This window comes from Methylobacterium currus (assembly GCF_003058325.1).
Classification (GTDB): domain Bacteria; phylum Pseudomonadota; class Alphaproteobacteria; order Rhizobiales; family Beijerinckiaceae; genus Methylobacterium; species Methylobacterium currus.
The window spans coordinates 1,246,726-1,271,270 of the sequence record NZ_CP028843.1 but is presented as its reverse complement, the minus strand read 5'-3'; the positions used below and the strand labels follow the sequence as shown (position 1 = coordinate 1,271,270).

At 71.7% G+C, this 24,545-nt stretch carries 26 protein-coding genes and 2 pseudogenes; 14 read left to right on the top strand and 14 right to left on the bottom strand.

Going from position 1 to position 24,545, the window contains the following annotated elements; genetic code table 11:
- Nucleotides 1-88 precede the first annotated feature (88 nt).
- Together DA075_RS05830 and xth are read left to right on the top strand one after the other, a co-directional pair.
- Nucleotides 89-1,045, top strand: coding sequence for an outer-membrane lipoprotein carrier protein LolA (locus DA075_RS05830; protein ID WP_099952417.1), 957 nt, complete (start codon nt 89-91; stop codon nt 1,043-1,045).
- A gap of 161 nt (nt 1,046-1,206) precedes the next feature.
- Nucleotides 1,207-2,016, top strand: a complete 810-nt coding sequence (gene xth / locus DA075_RS05825) for an exodeoxyribonuclease III (RefSeq protein WP_099952416.1) — start codon at nt 1,207-1,209, stop codon at nt 2,014-2,016.
- 97 nt (nt 2,017-2,113) lie between these two features.
- On the opposite strand, the gene DA075_RS05820 is transcribed toward xth, so the two are convergent.
- Complete coding sequence (locus DA075_RS05820) at nt 2,114-2,662, bottom strand: ferritin-like domain-containing protein (protein ID WP_099952415.1); 549 nt, start codon at nt 2,660-2,662, stop codon at nt 2,114-2,116.
- A gap of 303 nt (nt 2,663-2,965) precedes the next feature.
- Here DA075_RS05820 and rpsO point away from each other — a divergent pair, with 303 nt between their 5' ends.
- The 6 genes and pseudogenes from rpsO to DA075_RS05790 all read left to right on the top strand — a co-directional run bounded on the left by rpsO (nt 2,966) and on the right by DA075_RS05790 (nt 7,415).
- Nucleotides 2,966-3,235: a 30S ribosomal protein S15 gene (rpsO, locus tag DA075_RS05815; RefSeq protein WP_099900823.1), complete on the top strand. Its 270-nt coding sequence runs from the start codon at nt 2,966-2,968 to the stop codon at nt 3,233-3,235.
- A 228-nt stretch (nt 3,236-3,463) separates the two neighbouring features.
- Nucleotides 3,464-5,635: a polyribonucleotide nucleotidyltransferase gene (gene pnp / locus DA075_RS05810; protein ID WP_099956430.1), complete on the top strand. Its 2,172-nt coding sequence runs from the start codon at nt 3,464-3,466 to the stop codon at nt 5,633-5,635.
- A gap of 181 nt (nt 5,636-5,816) precedes the next feature.
- Nucleotides 5,817-6,070 (top strand): annotated as a pseudogene (locus tag DA075_RS05805) (FitA-like ribbon-helix-helix domain-containing protein).
- Nucleotides 6,067-6,402, top strand: a pseudogene (locus tag DA075_RS37080) (PIN domain-containing protein). The pseudogenes DA075_RS05805 and DA075_RS37080 overlap by 4 nt, the downstream one beginning before the upstream one ends.
- A gap of 23 nt (nt 6,403-6,425) precedes the next feature.
- A complete protein-coding gene (locus DA075_RS05795) occupies nt 6,426-7,058 on the top strand; it encodes a glutathione S-transferase family protein (RefSeq protein WP_099952414.1) in 633 nt (210 codons plus the stop codon).
- 114 nt (nt 7,059-7,172) lie between these two features.
- Nucleotides 7,173-7,415, top strand: coding sequence for a YgaP-like transmembrane domain (locus DA075_RS05790; protein ID WP_099952413.1), 243 nt, complete (start codon nt 7,173-7,175; stop codon nt 7,413-7,415).
- 133 nt (nt 7,416-7,548) lie between these two features.
- On the opposite strand, the gene DA075_RS05785 is transcribed toward DA075_RS05790, so the two are convergent.
- On the bottom strand, nt 7,549-7,821 hold the full coding sequence (locus DA075_RS05785; RefSeq protein WP_099952412.1) for a GlsB/YeaQ/YmgE family stress response membrane protein: 273 nt from the start codon (nt 7,819-7,821) through the stop codon (nt 7,549-7,551).
- Nucleotides 7,822-8,055: 234 nt separating this feature from the next.
- Here DA075_RS05785 and DA075_RS05780 point away from each other — a divergent pair, with 234 nt between their 5' ends.
- From DA075_RS05780 to DA075_RS36425, 3 genes are all read left to right on the top strand, one after another.
- Complete coding sequence (locus DA075_RS05780; protein ID WP_099952411.1) at nt 8,056-8,415, top strand: RidA family protein; 360 nt, start codon at nt 8,056-8,058, stop codon at nt 8,413-8,415.
- 3 nt (nt 8,416-8,418) lie between these two features.
- The gene (locus tag DA075_RS05775; RefSeq protein ID WP_244936510.1) at nt 8,419-9,534 is read left to right on the top strand and encodes a polyamine ABC transporter substrate-binding protein; all 1,116 of its coding nucleotides are present in this window, start codon (nt 8,419-8,421) and stop codon (nt 9,532-9,534) included.
- Between the two features lie 87 nt (nt 9,535-9,621).
- The gene (locus DA075_RS36425; protein ID WP_164712214.1) at nt 9,622-9,762 is read left to right on the top strand and encodes a hypothetical protein; all 141 of its coding nucleotides are present in this window, start codon (nt 9,622-9,624) and stop codon (nt 9,760-9,762) included.
- Nucleotides 9,763-10,167: 405 nt separating this feature from the next.
- On the opposite strand, the gene DA075_RS05770 is transcribed toward DA075_RS36425, so the two are convergent.
- A complete protein-coding gene (locus tag DA075_RS05770; RefSeq protein ID WP_099952410.1) occupies nt 10,168-10,581 on the bottom strand; it encodes a DUF3597 domain-containing protein in 414 nt (137 codons plus the stop codon).
- Between the two features lie 255 nt (nt 10,582-10,836).
- Between DA075_RS05770 and DA075_RS05765 the strand changes: the two genes are divergently transcribed.
- Together DA075_RS05765 and DA075_RS05760 are read left to right on the top strand one after the other, a co-directional pair.
- The gene (locus DA075_RS05765; protein ID WP_099952409.1) at nt 10,837-11,916 is read left to right on the top strand and encodes an aromatic ring-hydroxylating oxygenase subunit alpha; all 1,080 of its coding nucleotides are present in this window, start codon (nt 10,837-10,839) and stop codon (nt 11,914-11,916) included.
- Between the two features lie 127 nt (nt 11,917-12,043).
- The gene (locus DA075_RS05760) at nt 12,044-12,541 is read left to right on the top strand and encodes a BLUF domain-containing protein (RefSeq protein ID WP_099952408.1); all 498 of its coding nucleotides are present in this window, start codon (nt 12,044-12,046) and stop codon (nt 12,539-12,541) included.
- An 8-nt stretch (nt 12,542-12,549) separates the two neighbouring features.
- Here the strand turns inward: DA075_RS05760 and DA075_RS05755 are convergent, their stop codons facing one another.
- Nucleotides 12,550-13,638 carry a hydantoinase/oxoprolinase family protein gene (locus DA075_RS05755; RefSeq protein ID WP_099952407.1) on the bottom strand — a complete coding sequence of 363 codons (1,089 nt, stop codon included), beginning with the start codon at nt 13,636-13,638 and terminating at the stop codon, nt 12,550-12,552.
- Between the two features lie 50 nt (nt 13,639-13,688).
- On the opposite strand from DA075_RS05755, the gene DA075_RS05750 reads away from it, so the two are divergent.
- Nucleotides 13,689-14,387 carry a HisA/HisF-related TIM barrel protein gene (locus DA075_RS05750; RefSeq protein ID WP_099952406.1) on the top strand — a complete coding sequence of 233 codons (699 nt, stop codon included), beginning with the start codon at nt 13,689-13,691 and terminating at the stop codon, nt 14,385-14,387.
- Between the two features lie 168 nt (nt 14,388-14,555).
- Here the strand turns inward: DA075_RS05750 and fae are convergent, their stop codons facing one another.
- The 10 genes from fae to DA075_RS05700 all read right to left on the bottom strand — a co-directional run bounded on the left by fae (nt 14,556) and on the right by DA075_RS05700 (nt 24,509).
- A complete protein-coding gene (gene fae, locus DA075_RS05745) occupies nt 14,556-15,071 on the bottom strand; it encodes a formaldehyde-activating enzyme (protein WP_048449095.1) in 516 nt (171 codons plus the stop codon).
- A gap of 213 nt (nt 15,072-15,284) precedes the next feature.
- Nucleotides 15,285-16,169, bottom strand: coding sequence for a triphosphoribosyl-dephospho-CoA synthase (locus tag DA075_RS05740; protein WP_099956428.1), 885 nt, complete (start codon nt 16,167-16,169; stop codon nt 15,285-15,287).
- Nucleotides 16,169-17,086 carry an ATP-grasp domain-containing protein gene (locus tag DA075_RS05735; RefSeq protein WP_099952405.1) on the bottom strand — a complete coding sequence of 306 codons (918 nt, stop codon included), beginning with the start codon at nt 17,084-17,086 and terminating at the stop codon, nt 16,169-16,171. The genes DA075_RS05740 and DA075_RS05735 overlap by 1 nt, the downstream gene beginning before the upstream one ends.
- Before the next feature lie 10 nt (nt 17,087-17,096).
- On the bottom strand, nt 17,097-18,077 hold the full coding sequence (gene mch / locus DA075_RS05730) for a methenyltetrahydromethanopterin cyclohydrolase (protein WP_099952404.1): 981 nt from the start codon (nt 18,075-18,077) through the stop codon (nt 17,097-17,099).
- Nucleotides 18,074-19,375, bottom strand: a complete 1,302-nt coding sequence (locus DA075_RS05725) for an ATP-grasp domain-containing protein (protein ID WP_099952403.1) — start codon at nt 19,373-19,375, stop codon at nt 18,074-18,076. The genes mch and DA075_RS05725 overlap by 4 nt, the downstream gene beginning before the upstream one ends.
- Nucleotides 19,372-20,310, bottom strand: coding sequence for an NAD(P)-dependent methylenetetrahydromethanopterin dehydrogenase (locus tag DA075_RS05720; RefSeq protein ID WP_244936509.1), 939 nt, complete (start codon nt 20,308-20,310; stop codon nt 19,372-19,374). The genes DA075_RS05725 and DA075_RS05720 overlap by 4 nt, the downstream gene beginning before the upstream one ends.
- 127 nt (nt 20,311-20,437) lie before the next feature.
- On the bottom strand, nt 20,438-21,979 hold the full coding sequence (locus DA075_RS05715) for an amidohydrolase family protein (protein WP_099952402.1): 1,542 nt from the start codon (nt 21,977-21,979) through the stop codon (nt 20,438-20,440).
- Nucleotides 21,980-21,994: 15 nt separating this feature from the next.
- Nucleotides 21,995-22,828 (bottom strand): nitrilase-related carbon-nitrogen hydrolase, encoded by an 834-nt coding sequence (locus DA075_RS05710; RefSeq protein WP_099952401.1) that lies wholly within the window; start codon nt 22,826-22,828, stop codon nt 21,995-21,997.
- Complete coding sequence (locus DA075_RS05705) at nt 22,825-23,622, bottom strand: ABC transporter ATP-binding protein (RefSeq protein ID WP_099952400.1); 798 nt, start codon at nt 23,620-23,622, stop codon at nt 22,825-22,827. The genes DA075_RS05710 and DA075_RS05705 overlap by 4 nt, the downstream gene beginning before the upstream one ends.
- Nucleotides 23,619-24,509, bottom strand: a complete 891-nt coding sequence (locus DA075_RS05700) for an ABC transporter permease (RefSeq protein ID WP_099952399.1) — start codon at nt 24,507-24,509, stop codon at nt 23,619-23,621. The genes DA075_RS05705 and DA075_RS05700 overlap by 4 nt, the downstream gene beginning before the upstream one ends.
- Nucleotides 24,510-24,545 lie beyond the last annotated feature (36 nt).

Here is a 24,545-nt window from a genome sequence, read left to right as displayed (position 1 = left end):
CGGCACACCAGCTTCCCGGGACGGTGCGGCGTCGGCGTGCCGGCGCGGCCCCATCCCTCCCCGTTCGCCCACACGGAGAACCCTGCCGATGAACGGCCGTCCCCGCTCCGGCCCGCTCCGCGCGGTGTCCCTCGGCGCCGCGCTCTCGGTCGCCGCCCTGCTGAGCGCGACGCCCGCGAAGGCGCAGGTGTCGTCGTTCCTCGACGGTCTGTTCGGCCGCAAGGACCCGGCCGCCGAGGTCCCGCAGCCGGAGGCGGGCGCTCCCGGCCAAGCCCCAGCGGTTGGCCAGGCCCCGGCGACCGGCCCCTCCGCCAAGGCGCCCCTGCCGCCGCGCCGGCCGGCCTCCCTCGGCGGCGGCAAGGCGCTCCCGCCCGAACCCGTCGAGACCGCCGCCGTTCCGGCCACGACGGAAGGGGGACGGCCGGCCCCGCAGGTCGCCGCCGTCACCACCGCCGCGGCGGTCGATCCCGCCAACCCGGCCGCGGTGATCGAGCGCGCCAACGCCTATTTCAACGGCGTCACGACGCTGACCGGCAACTTCGTCCAGATCGGCGCCGACGGGCGCAAGATCGGCGGCAAGCTCACCCTCGCCAAGCCCGGCCGCCTGCGCTTCGACTACGACCAGCCCTCGACGCTGGAGGTGATCGCCGACGGCACCTCGGTGGCGGTGCGCGATCGCAAGCTGGCGACCCAGGATCTCTACTTCATCTCGCAGACGCCGCTGAAATTCCTGCTGCGGGACAAGATCGACCTCGCCCGCGACCTCACCGTCACCGACATCGCGGCCGAGCCCGGCGGCATCCGCATCGTCCTCGACGACCGTTCGACGCTGGGCGGCACCTCGCGCATCGCGCTCTACTTCGACGACGCGATGAAGACGTTGAGCCAGTGGCGGATCACCGACCCGCAGGGCTACCAGACCACCGTGCTGCTCTCCAACCTCCAGCGCGGCCGCGCCGTCGACGGCATGCTGTTCGTCATCAATTACGGCCGGGCGGTGGACAAGGAGCTGGAAGCCAAGATGCAGCAGGCCCGCCCGAACTGATTCGTGCCGGTGTGCTTTGCCGGTGTGCCTTGCCATCGACATGTCGACGGCAACGCGTTCGGCGCAACAGCGCCGGCGCCCAGTCGGGCTTAGCCAGCGCCCTCGAACGAGTCCGTTCGAGGGCGCTGCGGTATCAACTCCTACCTTCGAGATCCCGACCGTTGCGCCTCACCGTCAGCACCTGGAACATCAACTCGGTCCGCCTGCGCATCGACCTCGTGCGCCGCTTCCTCGACGAGGCGAAGCCCGACGTGCTCTGCCTCCAGGAGACCAAGTGCCCGGACGACCGCTTTCCGCTCAAGGAGCTGCAGGGCTTCGGCTATCCGCACGTCGTCTTCGCCGGCCAGAAGGGCTATAACGGCGTCGCGATCCTCTCGCGCCTGCCGCTCGTCACCCGCGAGGTGATGAGCTTCTGCGAGCGCCAGGACGCGCGCCACATCTCGGCGGTGCTCGGTCCCGAGGCCGGGGCCGCCGCCGGCATCGCCCTCCACGACTTCTACGTCCCGGCCGGCGGCGACGTGCCGGATGCTACGCTCAACGACAAGTTCGCCCACAAGCTCTCCTTCATGGACGAGCTGCGCGCCTGGGGCGGCCGCCGCCCCTCCGGCCCGGCGATCCTCGTCGGCGACCTCAACGTGGCGCCGCTGGAGCACGACGTCTGGTCGCACAAGCAACTCCTCGACGTGGTCAGCCACACCCCGATCGAGACCGAGCGCCTGGAGACCCTGAGGGGCGAGGCCGGCTGGGTCGACACCATGCGCCACCTGCGCCCGCCGCCGGAGAAGATCTTCACCTGGTGGAGCTACCGCTCGCCCGACTGGGCGGCGGCCGACAAGGGCCGGCGCCTCGACCACATCTGGGTCACCCCGGATCTGGCCGATACCGTGAAGGCGGTGACGGTGGCGCGGCATACGCGGGCCTGGGAGAAGCCGTCGGACCATGTGCCGGTGACGGTGGAGCTTGAGTTGTAGAAGCGCAGCGGGAGGATCGCTCCGAGTTGGATCGCGACGTCGAACGACGTGAGGCCGCGAGGCGCGAACGCGCGCCCGGCGGCCTCTTGCGAACTGCTTACCGGTCCGCCTTCTCGCCCCTGACCTCCCGCGCGACATACTCCTTCGTCACCGGCACGATCTGCTTGAACACGGCCTCGGCCATCCGCTCCTCTTCCCGGAGCGACAGGCGCAGGGTCTCGACGTCCCGTTGGTGCCCGGCCTCCTCGGCGAGCGCGATCAGCGAGGTATAGGCGGCGATCTCGTAGGTCTCGACCGAGTAGTCGGTGTAGAGGTTCTTCAGGACCTCGTCGCTCGTCACGCTGTGCACCAGCGCCGCGACGTTGCCCACCGTCTGGGTCACCACGTCCTTCAGCAGCGAGCGGTCTTCGCCATGACCGTGCAGCAGGTCGGAGAGGCGGGTGACCTGCTGGTCGGTCTCGCTCTTGTGCATCCGCAGGGCCTGCGACAGCTCGGGATAGTTCTCGTAGCGCTCGATCTGGCGCTGGATCATCTGCGCCGCCTGCTTCTCCAGGGCGTGAGTGTTGCGCAGGGCGGTGACGTAGATCGACTGTACGGTCTCGTTGGTGGCCGTGCCGGTCCGGTCCGCGGTCGCGGTCGCGGTCATGGAGATAACCTCGTTGGATGGGGAATGGCGGGCAAACTGCTCGGGGGTACCCCGGGTTCGACCTCGGCCGTTCGCCACCGGTCGCCTTGGGCGTGACGAAACCGCGCGCAGGGGGATCGGCCGAGGGGGAGTGGCGGGGTCGGACGGTTTCGTGTAGAGGTTCGCCACCCTCGCCCTCGCACGGCGAGGTTTTTCGCCTTGGCAGACCGCGCTGGACGACATCCCGGCCCGGCCAAGCCCCGCGCGGAAAGGCGGTCCTCGAGGCCGCGCTTCATGAACCCGTACCACCTGAAAGGACACGCGATGTCGATCACGGCGGAGCGCAAGACCGCGCTCATCAAGGAACATGCCCGCGGCGGAGCCGACACCGGCTCGCCGGAGGTGCAGGTCGCGATCCTCACCGAGCGGATCCAGAACCTCACCGGGCACTTCAAGACCCACACCAAGGACAACCACTCGCGCCGCGGCCTGCTCAAGCTGGTGTCGCAGCGCCGGTCGCTCCTCGACTACCTGAAGCGCAAGGACGAGGCCCGCTACCGCGCCCTCATCGAGCGCCTCGGCATCCGCCGCTAAGGCGGGTTCACGCGGTTCGGGCACCGGTCCGGGCCGCGTTTTCGCGAGGGGCCTCACATCCCCTCGTTCCGGGTGGGCCGGAATGGGTCCGGCCGCCCACTTTCCGGGACCCGCGAGACATGCGGGCCGCGACCGCCAGGGCAGGATCGCCGGTGGCTCTCGACAGAAGAGCCCCTCGCCGTCTTGCGCTGGCGCCGCTCTCCCGGACCGCAGGAAGGCATGACGAACATGTTCGACGTTCAACGCGAAGAGCTGCTGTGGGGCGGGCGCAAGCTCGTGCTCGAGACCGGCAAGGTCGCCCGCCAGGCCGACGGCGCCGTGGTCGCCACCTACGGCGAGACCTCGGTGCTCGCCACCGTGGTGTCGATGAAGGAGCCGAAGCCCGGCATCGACTTCCTGCCGCTCACGGTGAACTACCAGGAGCGCACCTACGCCGCCGGCCGCATCCCGGGCGGCTACTTCAAGCGTGAGGGCCGTCCCTCCGAGAAGGAGACCCTGGTCTCCCGCCTGATCGACCGGCCGATCCGCCCCCTCTTCGTCGAGGGCTGGCGCAACGACACCCAGGTCGTCGTCACGGTGCTCTCGCACGACCTCGAGACCGATCCCGACGTGCTCGCCATGGTGGCGGCCTCGGCGGCCCTGACTCTCTCGGGCGTGCCGTTCATGGGTCCGATCGGCGCCGCCCGCGTCGGCTATGTCGGCGGCCAGTACAAGCTCAACCCGCCCATCCAGGAGATGGAGGGCTCGACCCTCGACCTCGTCGTCGCCGGCACCCAGGATGCCGTGCTGATGGTCGAGTCCGAGGCCAAGGAGCTGCCCGAGGACGTGATGCTCGGGGCCGTGATGTTCGGCCACAAGCACTTCCAGCCGGTCATCGAGGCGATCATCCGGCTGGCCGAGAAGGCCGCCAAGGAGCCGCGCAACTTCCAGCCGGCGGACAATTCCGAGGTCGAGAAGGCCGTGCTCGAGGTCGGCGAGGCCGATCTCCGCGAGGCCTACAAGAAGACCGTCAAGCAGGAGCGCTACGCCGCCGTCGACGCCGTGAAGGCGAAGGTGATGGCTGCGCTGGCCCCGGCCGAGGGCGAGGCCCGCTTCGAGGCCGAGACGATCAAGGCCGCCTTCAAGGAGGCCCAGTCGAAGGTGGTCCGCTGGAACATCCTCGACACCGGCGCGCGCATCGACGGCCGCGACGTGAAGACCGTGCGCCCGATCCTCTCCGAGGTCGGCGTGCTGCCGCGCACCCACGGCTCGGCCCTGTTCACCCGCGGCGAGACCCAGGCGCTGGTGGTGGCCACCCTCGGCACCGGTGACGACGAGCAGTTCATCGACGCGCTCGAAGGCACCTACAAGGAGACGTTCCTCCTTCACTACAACTTCCCGCCCTATTCGGTGGGCGAGACCGGCCGCATGGGCTCCCCGGGACGCCGCGAGATCGGCCACGGCAAGCTCGCCTGGCGCGCCGTGCACCCGATGCTGCCGCCGGCCCACGAGTTCCCCTACACGATCCGCGTCGTGTCGGAGATCACCGAGTCGAACGGCTCGTCCTCGATGGCCTCGGTCTGCGGCGCCTCGCTGGCGCTGATGGATGCGGGCGTGCCCCTGCGCCGTCCGGTGGCCGGCATCGCCATGGGCCTCATCCTCGAGGGTGAGCGCTACGCGGTGCTGTCCGACATCCTCGGCGACGAGGATCACCTCGGCGACATGGATTTCAAGGTGGCCGGCACGGAGGAGGGCATCACCTCGCTCCAGATGGACATCAAGATCGCCGGCATCACCGAGGAGATCATGCGGGTCGCCCTCGACCAGGCGAAGGACGGCCGCGCCCACATCCTCGCCGAGATGTCCAAGGCCCTGACCGCCGCCCGTCCCGAGCTCGGCGAGCACGCGCCGCGCATCGAGACCATGCAGATCCCGACCGACAAGATCCGGGAAGTGATCGGCACCGGCGGCAAGGTGATCCGCGAGATCGTCGAGAAGACCGGCGCCAAGATCGACATCCAGGATACCGGCATCATCAAGATCGCCTCGGCCGACGGCAAGGCGATCAAGGCGGCCTATAACTGGATCCGCTCGATCGTGGCGGAGGCCGAGGTCGGCATGATCTACGAGGGCACCGTCGTGAAGACGATGGAGTTCGGCGCCTTCGTCAACTTCTTCGGTGCCAAGGACGGCCTCGTCCACATCTCCGAGCTCGCCGCCCAGCGCGTCGCCAAGGTCACCGACGTGGTGAAGGAAGGCGACAAGGTGAAGGTGAAGTTCCTGGGCCAGGACGAGCGCGGCAAGATCCGCCTCTCGATGAAGGTCGTCGACCAGGCGACCGGCGAGGACCTCACCGAGAAGCTGAAGGCCCAGCGCGACGCCGACCGCACCCGCGAGAAGCAGTCCCGCGCCGGCGAGTGATCGGCTGATCTCAGGGCGGAGGCCGGATGGGTCTCCGCCTGCTTCTGTTGAGGCGCGGCCCCGATCGGGGCCGCGCCTTTTTTTGCTCGGGTGTCCGCTCGCGTTGTGGATCGATGCTTCGCATGATGATGTCAGATCACGTGGGTTGCGATCATCATCCCTGTCGCCGAGGCGCGCCGTCGTGCCCACCGTCACCATTCGCAATCTCTCCGACGAGGCGCATCGCCCCTGAAGGTCCGTGCAGCCCAGCAGGGTCGCAGCATGGAGGCCGAGATGCGCGACAACCTCGAAGCGGCCGTGCGCCCGACGCATCGCGTCAAGCTCGGCACGTTGCTGGCCTCGGTCGGCCGCGAGGCGGGTCTGACGGAGGCGGATCTGGAGCCGTTCGATCGGCTGCGGGACCAAGCCTCGGCCGAGCCGATCGGCTTCGAGTGATCCTGCTCGACGCCAACGTCGTATCCGAGCCGTTGAGGGCGGCTGCCGATCCGCACGTGCTCGCTTGGATCGATGCCCAGGCGATCGAGACCCTTTGACTGTCGGCGATCACCGTGGCCGACCTCAGGTTTGGCATCGCCGCCATGCCGCCCGGCAAGCGGCGTGCGACGGCAGCGTCGCGCGGCTTCATGGTCGCCACCCGCGACACGAGCCCTTTCGCCGCCGCTGGCCTGCGCACGATCAATCCGTGGGCGCCACCGGCCATGACGGCGGCTCGCCGCCTTCCCGCTCAGCCCCGCCTCTGGTTCAAGATCTCACGCGGGCGCCGCTGATTCGCCCGCCGGGGAGGCAGCGCATGAGCGACGATCTCGTCTTCTACACCCATCCGATGTCCCGCGGCCGCATCGTCCGCTGGATGCTGGAGGAGGTCGGGGCGACCTACCGCACGGAGATCCTCGGCTACGGCACGGCGATGAAGGAGCCGGCCTACCGGACCGTCAATCCGCTGGCCAAGGTGCCGGCGCTGCGCCACCGCGGCGTCACCGTGACCGAGACGGCGGCGATCTGCGCCTACCTGGCCGATGCCTTCCCGGAAGCGGGCCTCGCCCCGGCTCCGGGCGATCCTGAGCGCGGCGCCTATTACCGCTGGCTGTTCTTCGCCGCCGGTCCGGTCGAGGCGGCGGTGACCAACAAGGCCTTGGGCGTCGAGGTGTCGGAGGAGAGACGCCGCATGGTCGGGTACGGCAGCATGGCGGAGGTCCTCGACGCGCTCGAGGGCGCGGTGTCGGGCAGGGAGTACCTCGCCGGCGGGCGCTTCTCGGCCGCCGACCTCTATCTCGGCTCGCACCTGATGTGGGGGATGCAGTTCGGTGGGATCGAGCGGCGTCCGGCCTACGAGGCCTATGTCGCCCGTCTCGCCGCCCGCCCGGCGGCCCTGCGCGCCCGCGAGATCGACGACCGGCTGATCGCCGAAGCGCCGCAGGGTTGAGGAACCTGCCGCGGAGGCGAGGACCCTGTCTCCGCCAGGGAACGTCCGGCCTCCGGCCGCGTTCGCACCGCGACGCAGCGGAATTCCTCCGCGACCGACCCTGACGGAGAACCCATGGCCAGCGACCTGATCCACGACGTGTTCAGCGGCGAGCGCAACCTGACCACCAAGGAGCGCGCCATCTCGGTCGTGCTCGGCCTCGGCCTCGCCGCGGCCGCGGCGCAGCCCCGGCCGAACAAGTTCCTCAGCCTCGCAGCCCTGGTCGCCGGCTCGCTCCTGGCGATCCGCGGCGCCACCGGCCATTGCGCCGCCAAGTCGCTGATGAACAGCGACTCCCACGCGCCCGCGCGGATCTGACCGAGCGGCGGGGCGCCCCGGGCGCCCCGTCATCCGGACAGGATGCCCGACATGAGAAAGGCCACGCCGATCATCTCGGCGTGGCCTTTCTCATGTCGGGGAGGAGCCGGCGAGGTCCGCCGGCTCCCAGGGCTCAGAGGACCGTGGTGCGGCGGCGGCCCTGGATGAAGCCGAAGATCGCCAGCACAATCACGGCGCCGATGACCGCGGCGATCAGGCCCGCGCCCTCGTTCGGCGGGTACCAGCCGGTGACCTGACCCAGGAAGGTCGCCACGAAGGCGCCGACGATGCCCAGAAGAGTGGTCATGATGAAGCCGCTCGGCTCGTTGGCCGAGCCGGGCATGATGAACTTGGCGATGACACCGGCGACGAAGCCGATGATGATGGTCCACAGGATCGCAAGCATGAGGGCTGCCCTTCGGCTCCGCTTAACTGAAGGACAAACGCGCGGGCCGCGCCGTGGTTGCGCCGGGACGTGCGCCCGATGCTGCCCCGATCGCTGCCGGTGGATCTCTTCCTCGCCGATGGATCCTGCCAAGGTTCGTCCGGGGGCCCTTTACGGCGGCACGGGTTCGGCGGCACAAGGCGCCGGAGCGCCATTCCAGAGCCTCCCTCTCAAGAAGCCCCCGAGGAGTTCCCGATGACCATCACGCGTTTCGAGACCGGCACCCGGATGAGCCAGGCGGTGGTGCATAACGGCACCGTCTATCTGGCCGGCCAGGTCGCGGACCAGGTCTCGAACAACGAGGGCGTCGAGGCGCAGACCAAGGACATCCTGAGCCAGATCGACGAACTGCTCGCGACCGTCGGCAGCGACAAGACCCGGCTGCTCTCGGCCACGATCTACCTCGCCGACATGTCGACCTTCGCCGAGATGAACCGGGCCTGGGACGGCTGGGTGGCGGCCGGCCACGCTCCGGCCCGGGCGACCGTCGAGGCCAAGCTCGCGGGCCCGCAATACCGGGTGGAGATCTCGGTCGTCGCCGCGACCGGAGCCTGACGGATGAACCCGCTCCGGCGCCGTTTCCTGGGGGCCGCCGCCGGCCTCCTCGCCCTCGTGGCGGGGCCTGCCGGCCCCGCAACCGCCGCGCCGGAGCGGGTCGTCAACATCTACAACTGGTCGGACTATATCGACCCCAAGATGCTCGACGCCTTCACGCGCGAGACCGGCATCAAGGTCGTCTACGACACCTACGACACCAACGAGATCGTCGAGACCAAGCTGCTCGCCGGCCGCTCGGGCTACGACATCGTGGTGCCGACGGGGCCCTTCCTGCAGCGCCTGATCAAGGCCGGGGCATTCCAGCCCCTCGACAAGGCCAGGCTGCCGAACCTCAAGCACGCCTGGCCCGAGGTGACGGCGCGGCTCGCGGCCTACGACCCGGGCAATGTCTACGCCGTCGACTACATGTGGGGCACCACCGGCATCGGGGTGAACACCGCCCTGGTGCGCGAGCGCTTGGGGTCCAACCAGCCGCTCAACACCTGGGACATCGTCCTGCGCCCGGAGCTGATCGCCAAGCTCAAGGATTGCGGCGTGACGATGCTGGACTCGCCGGACGACATCCTGCCGAGCGTGCTCCAGGCGCTCGGCCTGAAGCCCGATTCGCGCCGGATCGACGACCTCGACAGGGCGGGCGACGCGCTGTTCCGCATCCGCGGCGCGGTGCAGAAGTTCCACTCCTCCGAGTACATCAACCAGCTCGCCAACGGCGACGTCTGCCTGTCGGTGGGGTACTCGGGCGACGTGCTGCAGGCACGCCGGCGCGCCCGCGAGGCCAAGAACGACGTCGACATCGCCTACTTCATCCCGCAGCAGGGCGCCCTGATGTGGTTCGACGCCTTCGCGATCCCCAAGGATGCGCCGCATGCGGCGGAGGCCCACGCCTTCATCGACTTCATGATGCGGCCCGAGGTGGCGGCGGCCAACACCAACTTCGTGTCCTATGCCAGCGGCAACCTGGCGGCGAAGGCCCTGGTCAAGCCCGAGATCCTGTCCGATCCCGGCATCTACCCGGACGAGGCGACCTTCCGCCGGCTGTTCACCAACACCGCCTATGACGACCGCACCCAGCGGGTGGTGACCCGGCTCTGGACCCGCGTGCGCACCGGACGCTGACGCCACGTTCGACCCAAACGGCGGCGACTGCCCGGGCGGCCCGCTTGCTACCCAGGATGGATGGGTGATCCATGCGAACCCGTCCTGATGATGCTCCGCACTGCCGGCGAGGCGGTGCCGGCTGTCGTCGGGCAGTTCGCGGCCGAGGGCGGCGTCGATGCCGCGGGAGCGGCGCCGGGGTGCCGCTGGCCATCGATGAGCGACGGGCGATCGATCTGGCCCTGGTGAGCGCGAGCCTGTCCGCCTCGCCGGCCCTGCCGGGCATCACGGCGCGGCGGCGTGTGACCCGACCCCACCCTGCCGGCTGGTTCGCCTGCCCGAGGCGGCGCCCGTCCCTGCCCTGCCCATCCTGGCCCCGGACATGAGCCCGTCCGAGACCCGCGCAAGCCTGGACGAACGCGTGCTGGCGGCGCCCGTCCGGACGGGGCGGGCCGGAGAGGCGCTGACCGGACGGATCCTTGCCCATACGGATCCTTGCCCGTGAAGAACGGCCCGCCCCCTTCGGGGGCGGGCCGGTATCGGGCGCTGCCCGATCGCGTGGCGATCGGACAATGCTCTCGGTCTTCGATTGGGCCGCATCGTCTGCGACGAACCGGCATCCACGTCGTCGGGAATGCCCTGGATCGGTCTTACTTAGTCCTTGAGGTCGTCCGGCACCTTGCCGCCATTCTCCTCGAGCTTCTTGATGACCTGCTTGTGCAGCCACACGTTCATCGTGGCGGAATCGTTCGTGTCGCCGGTGTAGTGCAGCTCCTGGGCGAGTTCCTTGCGCGCCGACAGGCTGCTGTCGAGGTGCAGCAGCTTCATCAGGTCGACGATCGAGGTGCGCCAGTTGAGCGGCTGGCCGGCCTTGGCGGCGAGGTCGTTGAGCACCGCTTCGACGTCGACCTTACCGTCGACCTTCGGCACGTCGCCGCCGGGCGTAGCGCCCGTGGTGCCGCCGCCGGCCGGCGCGCTGGTGGAGGTGGTCTCAGGCGTCTGCGCCTGGGCCTCGCCGCCGCCGAAGGGGTGCAGGATCTTGCTGACGATCGTCCCGAGCAGGCTCATCGTGTCATCCTCCGTCAGGGGGCATTCGGTGTGGGGCCGCCCGCGAACGCGGCCGGGACGCATGTAGGGCACGTGTGCCCTGCGGCATCCCGGCACGGTAACGAACGGCCCTGCTCGCCGTTCCGCCTGCTTCCGGCGCGCGGGGGAGATGCGCGCGTTCCGGCGCTTCACGGGCCCGCAGGATGGGTTAAGGACATCCGCCGGCACGAGGATGCCGCGCGACGGGCATGGGACGCGGGGACCGCGGAAGGCAGCATGACAGGGGATCCGATCCGCCGGGCGCTCGACGACGTCTGGTACTGCGTCGGCGAGAGCCGCAGCCTGCGGCCCGGGGGAATGCGGTCGGTGAGCCTCGGCGAGGAGGCCGTGGTGGTCGGGCGCGAGGAATCGGGCGCGCTGTTCGCGCTGCGCGACCGCTGCCCCCATCGCGGCATGGCGCTGTCGGCCGGCCGCATCGTCGACGGCAACCTCGTCTGCCCGTTCCATGGCTGGCAGTTCCGGCCCGACGGCGTCTGCGCGGCGATCCCCGCTTTGGCCCGCCGGGACGACGCCAATTTCGCCTCGGTCCGTCTCGCCCGCTTCGCGGTGGCGGAGAAATCCGGCCTGATCTGGGTCCATGCGAGCGCGAATCCGGCAACTGGGAACGCGGCAAGTGGGGGCCCCGCAAGTGCGAACGCGGATGCGGCACCGCCGATCCCCGAGGTCGATTTCGCCTATTGCGGCCAGCTGGTCGAGATCCTGGAGGTCGAGGCCTCGTTCGACCTCGTGGCCCTGAGCTTCGTCGATCCGGCCCACGTCGCCTATGTGCACGATTCCTGGTGGTGGCGCCCGTCGAAGACGATGAAGGAGAAGGTGAAGCACTTCGCGCCCTCGCCCTTCGGCTTCACCATGACGAGCCACACGGCGAAGACCGCCTCCCTCGCCTACCGCCTGCTCGGCTCGATCCCGGAGGTCGAGATCGAGTTCCGGCTGCCGGGGGTGCGGCTGGAGCGGATCACCGCCGGCGAGAAGCGCCTGGCGAACTACACCTTCGCGTCGCCGCTGGCGAATGGCCGCACCGCGCTCATCAACGCGATGTACTGGAACATCTCAGGCCTCAACCTGCTGAAACCCATCGCCCGGCCGCTGATGCGCCAGTTCCTCGGCCAGGACCGGGACGTGCTCCAGATCGCCCAGCGCGGCCTCGACCGGAAGCCCGCGATGGTGCTGATGGGCGAGAGCGACGTGCAGTCGCAATGGTATTTCAGCCTCAAGCGCGAGTTCCTCCGCGCCCGCGAGGCCGGCGCCGCCTTCGTCAACCCCCTGGAGCCGCGGGAGCTGCGCTGGCGCAGCTGATCCCGGTCCCGGGACTTCCATCCTGAGTAGCGATCCTGGCCTGCAATTCTCCCGGCGGTCCATCGAGACGCTATCGCGACCCGCCCCCTTTGGCCTATCCAGGTCGGATCGCTGCCCGGAGATTCGGATGTCCGAGGACATCTTCCGCATCATCTACAAGAGCACGGCCGCGCATCCGGCGGAGGTGATGCTGGGGCAGGGCCACGTCGCGTCCCTTCTCGCAGCCGCCCGGCGGCGCAACCAGGCGGCCGCGGTCTCCGGCGTGCTGGTCTATACCGGCCTCGGCTTCTTCCAGGTGCTGGAGGGGCCGCGGGACGGCGTCCAGCCGATCTTCGAATCGATCCTGGTCGACCGGCGCCATCACACCCTGGCGGTGATCGAGATGGATGTCGCGGCCGAGCGCCGCTTCTCCGGCTGGAGCATGGGCTTCCTCGGCACCACCCGGGAGCTCGACGACCGGCTCAACGGCACCGGCCTCGGCGCGGCCGGTTGCCCCGAGGCCCTGGACCAGCTCCTGCGCCGGACCCTGCTGCTGCTCGTCGACACCCCGATCAGCATGCCGTGGCTCGGCGCGCGCGGGGCGATCGAGGACGGGCTCGGCGCGACCCTCGCGCGGCGCTTCTGACCGGACGATCAGCCCTCCGCCGCCAGCAACCCCACCGCCACCGCCGGGCCGCAGGTCGACGCGAAGGCGGTGGCCTCCGGGGCGAGGCGCGGGGCGATCAGGTCGGCCAGGTCCACCACCGGCCGCCCGAGGCGCGCGGCGAGCCTGGCGGCGACGAAGCGGCCGGCGCCGCAGATCACGACCGGCGCCGCGTGGTCCAAGCCGTCCTCGCCCAACTCGCCCTCCCCCAACTCCCCGCGGGACAGGATCAGGCCGGCGGCGTCGTGCAGCAGGCGCAGCTGCGCCTCGGCGAAGAAGCCGGCCAGCCGCGCCCAGTCGGCGCTCGTCCCCTCGTGCCGGTCGCGGCCGATCATCCGGGCGAGGCGGATCTCGGTCTCATGGGTCGACTTGCCCTTGAGGTCGGCGGTGTCCTGCTGGTCTTCCGCCGCCAGTAGCAGGCCGAGCAGGCGGTAGGCATCGGCGGTGGTGGCGAAGCACTCGGCCATCAGCGCGGTGCGCCGGCCGCGGAACGGCGCGGTCTGCGACAGCGCCAGGAGCGGCGTGCGCACCACGCCGGTATAGACCAGCTCCCCCGTCTCCAGCCGCTCGGCGTCGCTGTAGCCGATCGCCCGGGGCTGCCCGCCACGGATCGGGATCAGGTCGGCGGTGGTCGAGCCGATATCGACCAGGAGCGCGTCCGGCTGCATCGTGCCGACCAGGGCGGCGGTGGCGTGCCAGTTGGCGCTGGCGATGTCGGGGGCGCGGGACGCGGCGGCCTCGGGCGCGACGAAGCCGGAGCGCCCGGCATAGATCGCGACCTCGCCTTTCAGATTCCTGGCCGTCCAGGCGGCGAGCTGCGCCACGCCGTCGGCGCGGTCGGAGAAGCAATCGGTCAATTCGCCCGTCATCGTCACGGCGTGGCGGGCGGGCGCGCGGGCCCAGTCCGGCAGGGACGCGACGGTGGCGTCGAGGGCCGGCAGGCCGTTCCAGAGCGGGCACGGCGCCTGCACCACCGCCTGCACGCGGCCGCCTTCGACCAGCGCCGCCTTGACATGGACCCCGCCGAGGTCCCAGCCGATGACGCGACGGAGCGAGGCGGGGGGATGGAGATGAGTCACGGGCGGGTCTCGCGCAAGGCCGGTCGAGGAGCCGGTCGGGGTGGGGTGGCATGAGCGGGCCAAGCTTCGCAACCCGGACCGAGGTGGTGCCGGTCCTCGACCTGCGCGGCGGCGTCGTGGTGCGGGCCCGGGCCGGCGACCGTGAGCGCTACGCGCCGATCGTGACGCCGCTCAGCCCCGGCCCCGCCCCCGCCGACGTGGCGCGCGGCCTCCTCGCGGCCTGGCCGGCGCGCCGGCTCTACGTCGCCGATCTCGACGCGATCATGGACGGCACGCCGCCCGACCTCGGCGCCTTGCGGGCGATCGCGACGGCCTGCCCGGGGGTGGAACTGTGGGTCGATGCCGGCTTCGCGACCGAGGAGGGCGTCGCGGCGTTCCTGGCGGCGGGCCTCGGCCGGCCGGTGCTCGGCAGCGAGAGCCAGGCCGATGCGGCCCTGGTGCGCCGGCTGGCCGCCGCCGCGGTGCTCTCCCTCGACAGCCGCGACGGCGCCCCCCTGGGGCCTGCGGCTTTGCACGAGGAGGCCTCGGCCTGGCCGCCGGAGGTGATCGTGATGACGCTGTCGCGGGTCGGCAGCGGGGCGGGGCCGGACCTCGCGGGACTCGCCGCCCTCAAGGCGCGCGCGCCGCGGACGGCCTTCTACGCCGCCGGAGGCCTGCGCGGGCCGGAGGACCTCCCGGCCCTGGAGGCGGCGGGCGCCGCCGGGGTGCTGGTCGCGAGCGCGATCCATGACGGGCGGCTGCGGGCCTGAGGGCGCCGAGCGGGAGATCCGCAAAAGGAAGGAGGGCCCGGTGGGGCCCTCCCGATGATGGAGTCAACGTCCGAGGAAGATGGAGGCCAGTCGCTGGAACAGCCCCTGCGGCGGAGGCGGCGGGGGCGGCGGGGGAGGCGCCGCTGACTGTTCCGGACGGTTTCCTGTCTAGGCGACGTTCGCCGCGAAGGGGTGCTGGGCGGTCTTGTACTGCTGCGTGACCTCGGCGGCGGTCGGCGTGCCCTTGATGGCGCGCTGGATCGACAGCTTCGTGGCCTCGTAGTTGTACTTCTCGATCTTGGCGTCGTCCGCGGCTTCCCAGTGGATGAACACGCCGACCAGGATGTAGAGGTCGTCGGCCTCGTTGGCCGGAATGATGCCCTCGGCGACGCAATCCTGCACCGCCTTGGCGACGGCGTGCTGGGCCGGGCCGAACATCTGGACGGCCTGGCGGGCGTCGTTGATGGTGACCTTGTTGAACAGCAGGGTGTTGGGCTTGCACGGCAGGTTCGGCGCCACCACCGCGAGCAGGCTGGTGAAGCCGTGCTTGTTGTTGGTCAGGCTGTTGCAGAACGCCGTCTCGGCGGCGCTGCCGCGCGGGCCGATGATGAGGTCGATATGCGCTACCTCGTTGCCGTCACCGACGAGGGCTTCGCCCACCATCACCTTGTTGATCGTCGCCATGTGGGGATTCTCCCAGGTGTCGATAAGGTTAGCCGACCGCCGTAACAATGCGGCTCGGCCCCGCCATCCTTGCTGTCGGCGTTCAGCGTGAAGCCGAACCGGTTGTCTGGATAGCGGCGGGACCCTACAGCGCCGCTGAACCGTGAACAAGTCGGCCGGCCCGGTACAATGGTCCATTCCGGCCCCGGCACCCGCAGACGAGCCGCGCCGCGACTACGACTTATTGGCAGCTTGCCTTGACGAAGGGGCCCCGGCCGCCTTCAGGTGCCCGAGCGCGTCGAGAAACAGGGTCGCCACGGTGAGGTCGGCGCTGGTGCCGGGGTTGAGGCCCGCGGCTTTGAGGGCGGCATCGTGGGCGAGCAGGGCCGCCCGCGCGCCCTCCCCGAGCACCAGCCTGCGCAAGGAGGCCTCGGCCTCCGCCCGCACCCGCTCGGCGGTGTCGGGCCCGAACTTGCGGGCGACGTGGCTGTCGGGAAATCCGGTCAGGAAGGCGAGGTGGACCGCCGTGGTGGTCCAGGGCTCCGTGAGGCCGGCCCTGCGGGCCGCCGCCAGCGCCGGGAGCCCGGTCGCGAACAGGTCCTCGAACCCGGTGACGTAGGCCCGGGCGATGCGGTCGCGCGACGCCGCCTCGCCCATCGCGGTCAGGACCGACGGGGCTGCGTCCGTCGTCACGTCGTGGCGCTCGGCCCGGCCGAGCCCGCCGGGATTGGCGAGCCGGATCGCCGCGTAGAGGCCGGCCGCGTCCGTCCCGTCGAGATCCGCGAGCACGGCCGCGAGGGCCGGGCGCAGCGGGCCCGGCCGCTCGGCCGCGGCGGCGAGCGGCGCGCAGAGCAGCACGATGCCCAGATTGGTGTTCTGGCCGACCCCCGCCCGGGTGGCGGCGACCGCGCCCTCGATCCGCGCCCCGACCCGGGCGCCCGCCGCCGCGAGGGGCGGGGCGGAGAGCGCCGCGCTCGCCTCGAAATCCGCGACGCTCATCCGGTGCCCGGCGGCGTGGACGTGGACGTTGCCGGGCTTGATCGCCGCGAGCTCCGCCCGGCAGGCGGCGCGATAGGCCTCGGCGATCGCCTCCGGGGCAAGCGCGGGTTCGCTCTCCATCACGCCGGCCCGGCGACCGCGAGGCGCGGCGCGCACCCGGTCCGGACCGCCGCCAGGAAGCCGGCCGCGACCTCCCGGGCGATGTCGATTGTGGTCACCTGCTGCAACCCCGACCAGGCCGGCATGCTGTTGACCTCGAGCACCTGGAAGCCGCCCTCCCCGTCCTCGACGAGATCGATCCCCGTGTAGCCGCAGCCGACCGCCGCCGCGGCCTGCTCCGCCAGGTCCGCGGCCCGGGCCGGCGGGCGCCAGGGCAGCGGCCGGCCGCCCCGGTGGACGTTGGTGATCCAGCCGTCGCCCTGGCGGATCATCCCGGCGACCGCCCGGCCGGCGCAGACGAAGACCCGGTAATCCTGCCAGGCCCCGTCGCGCCGGGGGACGTAGCGCTGGAGGTAGTAGACCCGGCCGACCAGCTCCTCGGGCGGCAGCTCGTCGGGCCGGGCGATCAGCTGAAGACCCTCGCCCTGCGAGCCGAACAGGGGCTTCAGCACCAGCGGCCTCCCGGGTCCCGCCTCCCTGGCGACGACCTCGGCGGCGGCCTCGCGGCGCGAGAGCACGAACGTCTCCGGCGTCGGGATGCGGTGGCGGGCGAGCAGCAGGCTCGTCATCGCCTTGTCGACCGAGCGCTCGATGGCGGTCGGCCCGTTCCACACCACGGTGCCGGCGGCTTCGAGCGCGTGCAGGGCGCCGAGCCGCATCGTCGTCGCCTCGAAGGTGCCGCCCGCGATGGTGCGCAGCAGCACCCCGTCCGGCAGGCCGCCGCCGAAGCCCGGCACGCGCAGGGGCTCCGGATGCCCGGTCTCGACCGTCACGTCGGCCAGCGAGAAGAGCTGAGGCGCGGCGCCGAGCTCCGTGAGGGCGGTGAGGAGCCTTGCCTTGTGCCAGGCGCCGTTATCGGCCGCGAGCCCGATCCGCATGGAGTGGCCTCTAAGCGAAGGAGCGCGCCACCAGCTCCGGCACCAGCCGGCCGGCCCGGTGGCTGTGGCCGGAGCGCAGCGAGGTCACCACCACCTCGGCCGGGCTGAACAGGTGCTTGTCGATGGCGTAGAAATCGCCGTTGAAGCGGGAAAAGATCTCCGCGAAGGGCGCGCCGTGGTCGCGCGAGGTGGTGCTCGGCAGCGCCTCGGCCAGCCCCTTGGCGTCGGCATCGTCGGCCTCGACGAAGAGCTGCACCCGCCCGCCATAGATGATCGCGTCGTTGGTGCGGCCCATCGCCTGGATGAAGTCCGGATGCGGCGGGCTCACCGGCGCGGCGCCGATCCCGTCGACGATCGCGTCGAGGTCGAACCCGACCGAATGCGCCTTGTGCAGGGCGACCTCCAGCACCCGGGCGACCACCTGGGTCGCGCCGGCGAGGCTCTGGGTCGGGGCGTACACGAAGGTGACGTCGGCGGGCCGGATGCCGGCCGCCGCCGCCACCTTGGCGGTGACCGAGGCCGGTGGCGGGCTGCCCGATTCGAGCACCAGGGCGATGCGCGAGGCCTCGTCGCGATAGGCCAGCTCCTCGAACAGGGACTCGACCGCCGCCGCCGCCCTCCCTGGGCCGGAGCCGAGAGCGAAGAAGCCCGAATCCCCCTCCTCGTCGGCGAGGTTCCAGCCGGCATACTGGCTGCCCAGGCAGGCGAGCACCGGATCGGTGCTGTGGACCGTCAGGGTGAAGGGCCAGGCCTCGAGGGGGCCGGCGGGACTGAGCGTCACGGTGCCGAGGCCGCCGAGGCAGATCTCGGCGATCCGCCGCCCGGCCTCGATCGAGCCCCGTGCCCCCGCCCCGGCATCGATCAGCCGCGCCCCGTCCGGCGCCCGCGTCACGGCGAGCCGCAACCGCGCCGCATCGGCGGCCAGGGCCTCGACCAGGGGGGCGGCGAGCGCGTTCACGCTCGGGCGGGACGGGGTGGCGGATGAACTCATCGATGACTCCCTCGGGCCGGAGCGGGGCGCGCCCCGCGATGGCCGGTCAGATCGGTCGGGGTCTTCGGGGGCCCCGTTGGGTGACGATTGGAGGGCGGGATCCCCTCTCCCACACGGGAGAGGGGATCCCGCGATACTCCGTCCAGCATGGAACGGCGCCCGGCGAAAGCCAATGCGGCGTCGGCCGGCCTTTCCTCCAGCCGCGCTCGCAATTCCGCCGCCCGTGCCGCGACGGCGCGCCGGGCCGCCGCCGCATCCGCCCCCTCGGCCAGCACCGTGCAGATCGGCGCCCCCGCCTCGACGCGGCTACCGGCCGGCGGGCGGTCCATCGCCCAGTCGGGCCAGTCGAGGGCCGGCACCGCGGGGATCGCCGCATCGGCATACAGGATCTCGGTCGCGGCGGCCCCTGGGAGGCGCGGCCGGTGCTCCGGCAACAGGCCGCGTGCCGCCGCCAGGTGGGCGGCGAAGAGCGGCACCGGCCCGCGGTCGAGCACGTCCAGGGTGGCGCCGGGCCGGGGATTGACCTCGAGCAGCCACCAGGCCTCGCCGTCGACCATGAGGTCGGCGCTGACGAGGCCGCAGAGCCCCGTGGCGGCGACGAGAGCGGTGAGCGCCTGCTCGGCGGCCTCCCGGACCATGGCCGGCAGCACGGCCGGCCCGGCGGCGCCGGCGTAGCGGAACGGCCGGCCGGGCCCGGGCGAGACCCATTGCTCCGTCACCGCCAGCACGGCGATGGCGCGTCCGTCCGCCAGCGCGTTGAGCGAGCGGGGCAGGCCCGGCACTCGGCGCTGGAGATAGGCCCCGGCCGGGAGCCGGCCCGGCGCGGCCGGGCGGATATGATGGCCGCCCGAGGCGCCGCGCCGCTTGATCAGCCAGGCCCCGGGGTCCGTCACCGGCGCGCGCGCGATCTCCGGATGCGGGATGCCGAGGCGCCGGCACAGGGCGGCGAAGCCGGCCGGGTCCTTGAGCGCCGCGACCGCGTCCGGCGTGGCGCCGAGAAGCGGGAAGCGCCCGGCGAGCCGCCGCATCAGCCCCGGCGCGCCCTCGAAGCCCGAGCCGAGGACGAGGCCCATCGGTTCCCCCGCCTCCGCCACGAGGCTGCTCAAGGCCGCCTCGACGCCCCTTGCCCCCGGTCCGGCGCCGAACCGGCCGGGCACGCGGCGGTAGCCGGCGGCGAGCGCGCGGGTATCCTCGTCGCCGAACAGGTCGGCGACGAAGGGGCGGTTGCCGGCGCGCCGCGCCGCGGCGGCGAGCGCCCGGCCCGATTGCGCCGCGATCAGGATGGCCGCGCCGGTCACGCGGCCGCGGCCCGGTCGGTGATCTCGACGGCGAGCCGGTAGGCCTCGCGGAAGTCGAGGACGAGGGGCTGGTCGGCCTGGAGCAGGCGGCGGAACAGCCCGGCCTGGGTCCCGTACTTCACGTTGCCGATGGCGAGCGCGCCGATGCCGACCCCCCGCCCGCCCGGCAGGGGCGCGGCGTCGGCGTGGACGTCGATGCCGGCGATGCCGGCCGGCGGCACGGCGTTGACGTCCGCGGCGACGAGGAGGCGGCCGGCCTGCGCGAGATCCTCTTTGCTCAGGACCTGCACGCCCGCGGCGGCGGCCGACAGGATCACCTCGGCGTCCCGGGCCGCGGCGATGCGGCCCTCCCGGCTCGCGCCGTCCGCCGCCTCGACGGCGACGCCGAAGCGCGCCCGCATGCCCTCGGCGATCGCCGCCACCCGCTCGCGGCCGTTGTAGCCGACGATGACCGGGTGCGCCCCCTCCTGCGCGGCGATCACCGCGGCGCAATAGGCGACGACGCCGGTGCCGCCGAAGATCGCGACGCGCTTCCCCGTCAGGTCCTCGCCGAACTTGTCCCGCAGCGCCCGGCGGGTGCAGGCCACCATGGCGGCGCCGGTGGTGAAGGAGCCGGCCGGGTCGGCGAAGACATGGTTGGCGAAGGGCGGCACAAAGGCGCCGGTCGCGGCGTCCACCATGTCGAGGGCGGTCTCGGCGTTCTTGCCGCCGATGAAGATCGCCGTGCGGGTGCCGTCCTGCGGCGCGCGGGAGAAGATCGAATCCTGGACCAGCGGCACGACCTCGGCCAGCTCCACGCCCGTATAGGTCGAGACGGTCTCGAAGCCCGCATCCACCGCCATGTTCACGTCGAACGGGCTCATGTGCTTGAGCGGCGTCAGCATGTGCAAGATCGAGCGGGCCGAGTTCGAGCGGGCCGAGTTCGAGTGAGCCATGCGGGCCTCCTCCGGAGCGACGACAGCGCGGCCGTCCTCCGGTTCGGAGCGGAGGACGGCCGCCTGCTTGTAGGCCGGAGCGGCCGGGCCGGCGGCCTGCCCATTGGTGCAGTCCGCCGACCTCGTCCTACCGCATCGACGAGCCGGCGTAGAACGGGTCGCGCGGCGCCTCGGGCAGGTAATCGGCGTAGAACGCCTTCACGTGCGGGAACACGGCGCGGCCGAGCTCGCGCCTGGCCACCTCCTCGGGCGAGCGCGGCCGGCCGAGCACGTCGGCGATCTCGGCCAGCACCGCGTCCCGGTCGATCTTGGTGAACCGGCCCTCGGCGTAGACCAGCTCGCCGTCGATATAGACGGCGTCGACGCACTCGGTCTTGGCGCGCTGGACCAGGGCGTCGAGCACGGGGATGTCCGGGTCCTGGAACGGGTAGGTGGCGCGCCGCCAGTCGATCAGCGAAGCATCGAAGAACCGGCCGGGATCGAGCCGGCCGATCTCGGCCCCGAAGGCCGTGGTCATCGCGCCCGATTCGGTCGCCATCTTCACCACCTGGGACGGGGTCGGCACGTCGTCGTCGTCCATGCCCGGCACCCGGTGGACCCGCAGGGCCAGCCGCAATTCCTGGAGCATGTCGCGGTCGTCGTTGATGCCCGCCTCGTCGAGCCCCATCCCGACCGTGATGCCCTTCTTCTCCCAGGCGTTCAGCGGGGCGAGCCCCGAGCGCAGGCGGAAGTTCGACGAGCAATTGTGGCAGATGCAGGTGCCGGTCTCGGCGACGATGTCGATGTCCTCGGCGGTGAGCCAGACGCCGTGGCCGAGGGTCATGTGCGGCCCGAGCACGCCGAGATCGTGGAGGTGGCGCAAAGCCGTCTTGCCGGTGCGGCGGCGGGCATATTCCTTCTGGTAGGCGGTCTCCAGGAGATGCATGTGCATCGGCACCCCGGCGGCGCGGGATTTGTCGTGGAGCGCGACGAGCCCCTCGTCGGTGCACCAGTGGAGGTTGGCCGGCGCGAGCTGGATCCGGGTCAGGCGGTTCCCCGCATTCTCCTCCCGCAACTGGTCGAACAGGCGCAGGAAGTCGGAGAACGGCATCGCCTGCGCCTTGAGGTGGGCGGCGAGTTGGGTCCCGAGATCGGCCGGCAGGCGGGCGCAGAACGCCTCGTCCGCCTCGTAGACGAGCCGGTTCTGCTCGCGCACGGCGTAGCAATAGGAGGCCCGCATGCCGAGGCTGCGGTAGCCGTTCAGGGTCTTGGTGGCGGCGGCGTGGATCGCGTCGTAGCCGCCGGCCATCCAGCCCTGGATGTGCTGGACCGTGGTGATGCCGGAGGCTACCATCTCGAAGGCGGAGTAGAGCGTGTCGAGGGTGAGGTCGAGGCGCCGGGCCGGCAGCCGGCTCGCGAACCACAATTCCAGGGCGTAGTCGGGCGAGCCGAGCTGGAGCGGGGTGAGCCCGACATGGTGGTGGCTGTTGACGAAGCCCGGCAGCATGACGTGGCCGGGATAGCGGCGCAGCTCCGCCGCGGGCGCCGCCCGCTGCATCTCCTCGACCGGGCCGACCGCCACGATCACGCCGTCGCGCGAGAGCACGGCGCCGTTCTCGACGATGACCGGGGTGTTGCGGTCCTTGATGCCGGTGACGACCCAGCCGGCCTGGACGATGAGCTCTGCCATGGAGGTGATGTCCCGTTACGCTGTGGGGAGGGAGAGCCGGACGGAAGCCGGCAAGGAATCGATGACCAAGGGGCTGATGACGGCAGCCGGCGCATCCGGCTGCCATGCCGCGAGGAGATGTCCGCCCGGCCCGACGACGAGGCTGTCGCCGTCGTGCCGCACCGGCCGGCCGAGGATGTGCTCGGTGCCGTGGCGCGCAGCCGCGACCGCCGCGACGCGGCAGCGCCGGGCATGGCCGGCGAGCTCGGCGGTAAAGAAGCCGGGCGGATCCTGCGGCGCCGGCCCGGCGACCAGGATGGCGACGAGGTCGGCCCCGGCCGCCGCCGCGTCCCAGGCCTCCGGATAGCGCCGGTCGTAGCAGACGAGGGCCGCGACCCGCAGGGAGACGCCGCCCGGAAACCCGACCCGCACCGCCCGCCCTTCCGCGGGGCCGGATTGGAAATGGTCGGCCTCGCCGAAACGCTCGCCGGGCAGCGGTGGCGGCAGCCGGTGCTTTGCCGCGATCCGGACCAGGCTGCCGTCCGGTTGGGCGAGGAGCGCCGCATTGAGCGGCAATGCTTCGCCGGGCTCGGACAGGCTCGCGCCGAACACCAGGGCGAGGCGGTGGCGGCGCGCGAGCGCCGCCATCCGGCGGGCGGTCGGCCCGTCCGCCGGCTCGGCGAGGTGGCGCCAGCGCGCCGGATCCTCGCCGGCGACGAAGGGCAGGATCGTCAGCTCCGGCAGGACGGCGAGGCCGGCGCCCGCGGCGGCGGCCTCGGAGATTCCCGCCTCGACCTCCCGCCAGAGAGCATCCGGATCGGGCCCGGCCGGGCCCACCGGAATGGCAGCGACGCGACAGGGAGGGGTCATCGCGCTGCGGCGGCCTCCTGCTCGGCGAAGGCCCGGTCGACCTCGGCGCCGAGCAGCTCCGTGAACAGGTCGCGATAGGCGTGGTAGCGCGGGTCCCGCGACGGCCGCGGCCGCGGCAGGTCGATGGGTACGATCGTCTTCACCCGCCCCGGCCGGGCCGTGAACACCACCACCCGGTCGGCGAGCGAGATCGCCTCGTCGATGGAATGGGTGACGAGGAGGACCGAGGCGCCGCTGTCGCGCCAGATCTGCAGCAGGAAATCCTGCATGCGCGATCGGGTCTGGACGTCGAGGGCCGCGAAGGGCTCGTCCATCATCAGCACCTTCGGCCGCATGGCGAGCGCCCGGGCGCAGGCCGCGCGCTGGCGCATGCCGCCGGACAATTCGTCCGGCTTCTTGTCGAGCATGTCGCCGAGCCCGACCCGGCGCAGCATCTCCACCGCCAGCTCGCGCCTTTTGACCGGCGGCACGTGCTGGACCGCGAGGCCGAAGGCGACGTTGTCGGCGATGGTGAGCCAGGGAAACAGCGAGGCGTCCTGGAAGATCAGCCCGCGCTCGGCGGAGGGGCCGGTGACGGGCTCGCCGTCGGCCAGGATCTGGCCGGAGGTGACCTCCTCCAGCCCGGCGATCATGTAGAGCAGGGTGGACTTGCCGCAGCCGGAAGGCCCGAGCAGCACCACGAACTCGCCGGGAGCCACCTCGAAGTCGAGGTCGGCCAGCGCCTGGACCGGCGCGCGCCCCTCCGGCATCCAGCGCTTCGAGACGTCGCGGATCGTGACGGCGGGGCGGGTCATCGGGCGCCTCCCGGGCCGACCCACCACAGCATCTTCCGCTGCACCTGGCGCAGGGCGAAGTCGGACAGGAAGCCGAGCACGCCGATGATCGCCATGGTGAAGAAGACGAGCTTGGCGTTGAAGGTCGAGCGCGCCATCGAGGTGATCTGCCCGAGGCCGGTCCCGACCCCGACCGTCTCGGCGATCAGCACCACCATCCAGGCCCCGAACAGGTTGAGCCGCAGCGTCATGAACAGGCTCGGCAGGATCGCCGGCAGGACCACCCGCCAGAAGGTCTGACGGCCGGTGGCGCCCATGATGCGGGCAACGTGGATGTAATTTTTGGGCACGCTCTCGATCTGCGCCCCCGTCGAGAGCACGATGGTGAAGAACAGCGTGATGAAGACGAGGAAGATCGCCGGCTTGTCGCCGATGCCGAAGACGAAGATGGCGACCGGCAGCCACGCCACCGGGGAGATCGGAGCGAGCAGCAGCACCGTCGGCAGCAGCAGGTTGCGCAGGATCCGGACGTAATGGACCAACGCCCCGACCAGGACGCCGCAGACGAAGCCGAGGGCGAGGCCGACGAAGACCCGCATCGTCGTCCAGCCCATGGTGATCAGCAGCGCCGCGACCCCGCCGCCGCTCGCCACGCTGCCGATCCGGTTCGAGCGGTCGAAGTAGCGGAGCGTCCCGGGGATGTCGGCCAGGAACAGGTGGGGCGGCGGCAGCAGCAGTGGGTTGACGAGGTCGAGGGCCCACAAGCCCTCCCACAGGCCGGCGAACAGGCTCAGGGAGACGAAGCCCCAGAAGAGGCCGGCGAGGCGCCGGCGCCAGGCGGGCGAGAGCCCCGGCAGCGCGGCGCGCACCGGCGCCGGGATCGGGCCGATCCGTGCGTGTGTGGTCACGAGGCGAGTGTCCGTGCGGGAGGAAGGGCGGCCGGG

What these genes read in the sequence shown, in the direction of transcription:
- DA075_RS05790 (WP_099952413.1), top strand. Translation starts at nt 7,173, where the DNA reads ATGGCCAGCGACCTGATCCACGACGTGTTCAGCGGCGAGCGCAACCTG.
- DA075_RS05735 (WP_099952405.1), bottom strand. Translation starts at nt 17,086, where the DNA reads ATGCGGATCGGGCTCGCGGCCGATAACGGCGCCTGGCACAAGGCAAGG.
- mch (WP_099952404.1), bottom strand. Translation starts at nt 18,077, where the DNA reads ATGAGTTCATCCGCCACCCCGTCCCGCCCGAGCGTGAACGCGCTCGCC.
- DA075_RS05715 (WP_099952402.1), bottom strand. Translation starts at nt 21,979, where the DNA reads ATGGCAGAGCTCATCGTCCAGGCCGGCTGGGTCGTCACCGGCATCAAG.
- DA075_RS05750 (WP_099952406.1), top strand. Translation starts at nt 13,689, where the DNA reads ATGAGCGGGCCAAGCTTCGCAACCCGGACCGAGGTGGTGCCGGTCCTC.
- fae (WP_048449095.1), bottom strand. Translation starts at nt 15,071, where the DNA reads ATGGCGACGATCAACAAGGTGATGGTGGGCGAAGCCCTCGTCGGTGAC.
- DA075_RS05720 (WP_244936509.1), bottom strand. Translation starts at nt 20,310, where the DNA reads ATGGCTCACTCGAACTCGGCCCGCTCGAACTCGGCCCGCTCGATCTTG.
- DA075_RS05710 (WP_099952401.1), bottom strand. Translation starts at nt 22,828, where the DNA reads ATGACCCCTCCCTGTCGCGTCGCTGCCATTCCGGTGGGCCCGGCCGGG.
- DA075_RS05705 (WP_099952400.1), bottom strand. Translation starts at nt 23,622, where the DNA reads ATGACCCGCCCCGCCGTCACGATCCGCGACGTCTCGAAGCGCTGGATG.
- DA075_RS05830 (WP_099952417.1), top strand. Translation starts at nt 89, where the DNA reads ATGAACGGCCGTCCCCGCTCCGGCCCGCTCCGCGCGGTGTCCCTCGGC.
- DA075_RS05785 (WP_099952412.1), bottom strand. Translation starts at nt 7,821, where the DNA reads ATGCTTGCGATCCTGTGGACCATCATCATCGGCTTCGTCGCCGGTGTC.
- DA075_RS05820 (WP_099952415.1), bottom strand. Translation starts at nt 2,662, where the DNA reads ATGACCGCGACCGCGACCGCGGACCGGACCGGCACGGCCACCAACGAG.
- DA075_RS05765 (WP_099952409.1), top strand. Translation starts at nt 10,837, where the DNA reads ATGACAGGGGATCCGATCCGCCGGGCGCTCGACGACGTCTGGTACTGC.
- pnp (WP_099956430.1), top strand. Translation starts at nt 3,464, where the DNA reads ATGTTCGACGTTCAACGCGAAGAGCTGCTGTGGGGCGGGCGCAAGCTC.
- DA075_RS05775 (WP_244936510.1), top strand. Translation starts at nt 8,419, where the DNA reads ATGAACCCGCTCCGGCGCCGTTTCCTGGGGGCCGCCGCCGGCCTCCTC.
- rpsO (WP_099900823.1), top strand. Translation starts at nt 2,966, where the DNA reads ATGTCGATCACGGCGGAGCGCAAGACCGCGCTCATCAAGGAACATGCC.
- DA075_RS05770 (WP_099952410.1), bottom strand. Translation starts at nt 10,581, where the DNA reads ATGAGCCTGCTCGGGACGATCGTCAGCAAGATCCTGCACCCCTTCGGC.
- DA075_RS05740 (WP_099956428.1), bottom strand. Translation starts at nt 16,169, where the DNA reads ATGGAGAGCGAACCCGCGCTTGCCCCGGAGGCGATCGCCGAGGCCTAT.
- DA075_RS05760 (WP_099952408.1), top strand. Translation starts at nt 12,044, where the DNA reads ATGTCCGAGGACATCTTCCGCATCATCTACAAGAGCACGGCCGCGCAT.
- DA075_RS05780 (WP_099952411.1), top strand. Translation starts at nt 8,056, where the DNA reads ATGACCATCACGCGTTTCGAGACCGGCACCCGGATGAGCCAGGCGGTG.
- DA075_RS36425 (WP_164712214.1), top strand. Translation starts at nt 9,622, where the DNA reads ATGATGCTCCGCACTGCCGGCGAGGCGGTGCCGGCTGTCGTCGGGCAG.
- DA075_RS05795 (WP_099952414.1), top strand. Translation starts at nt 6,426, where the DNA reads ATGAGCGACGATCTCGTCTTCTACACCCATCCGATGTCCCGCGGCCGC.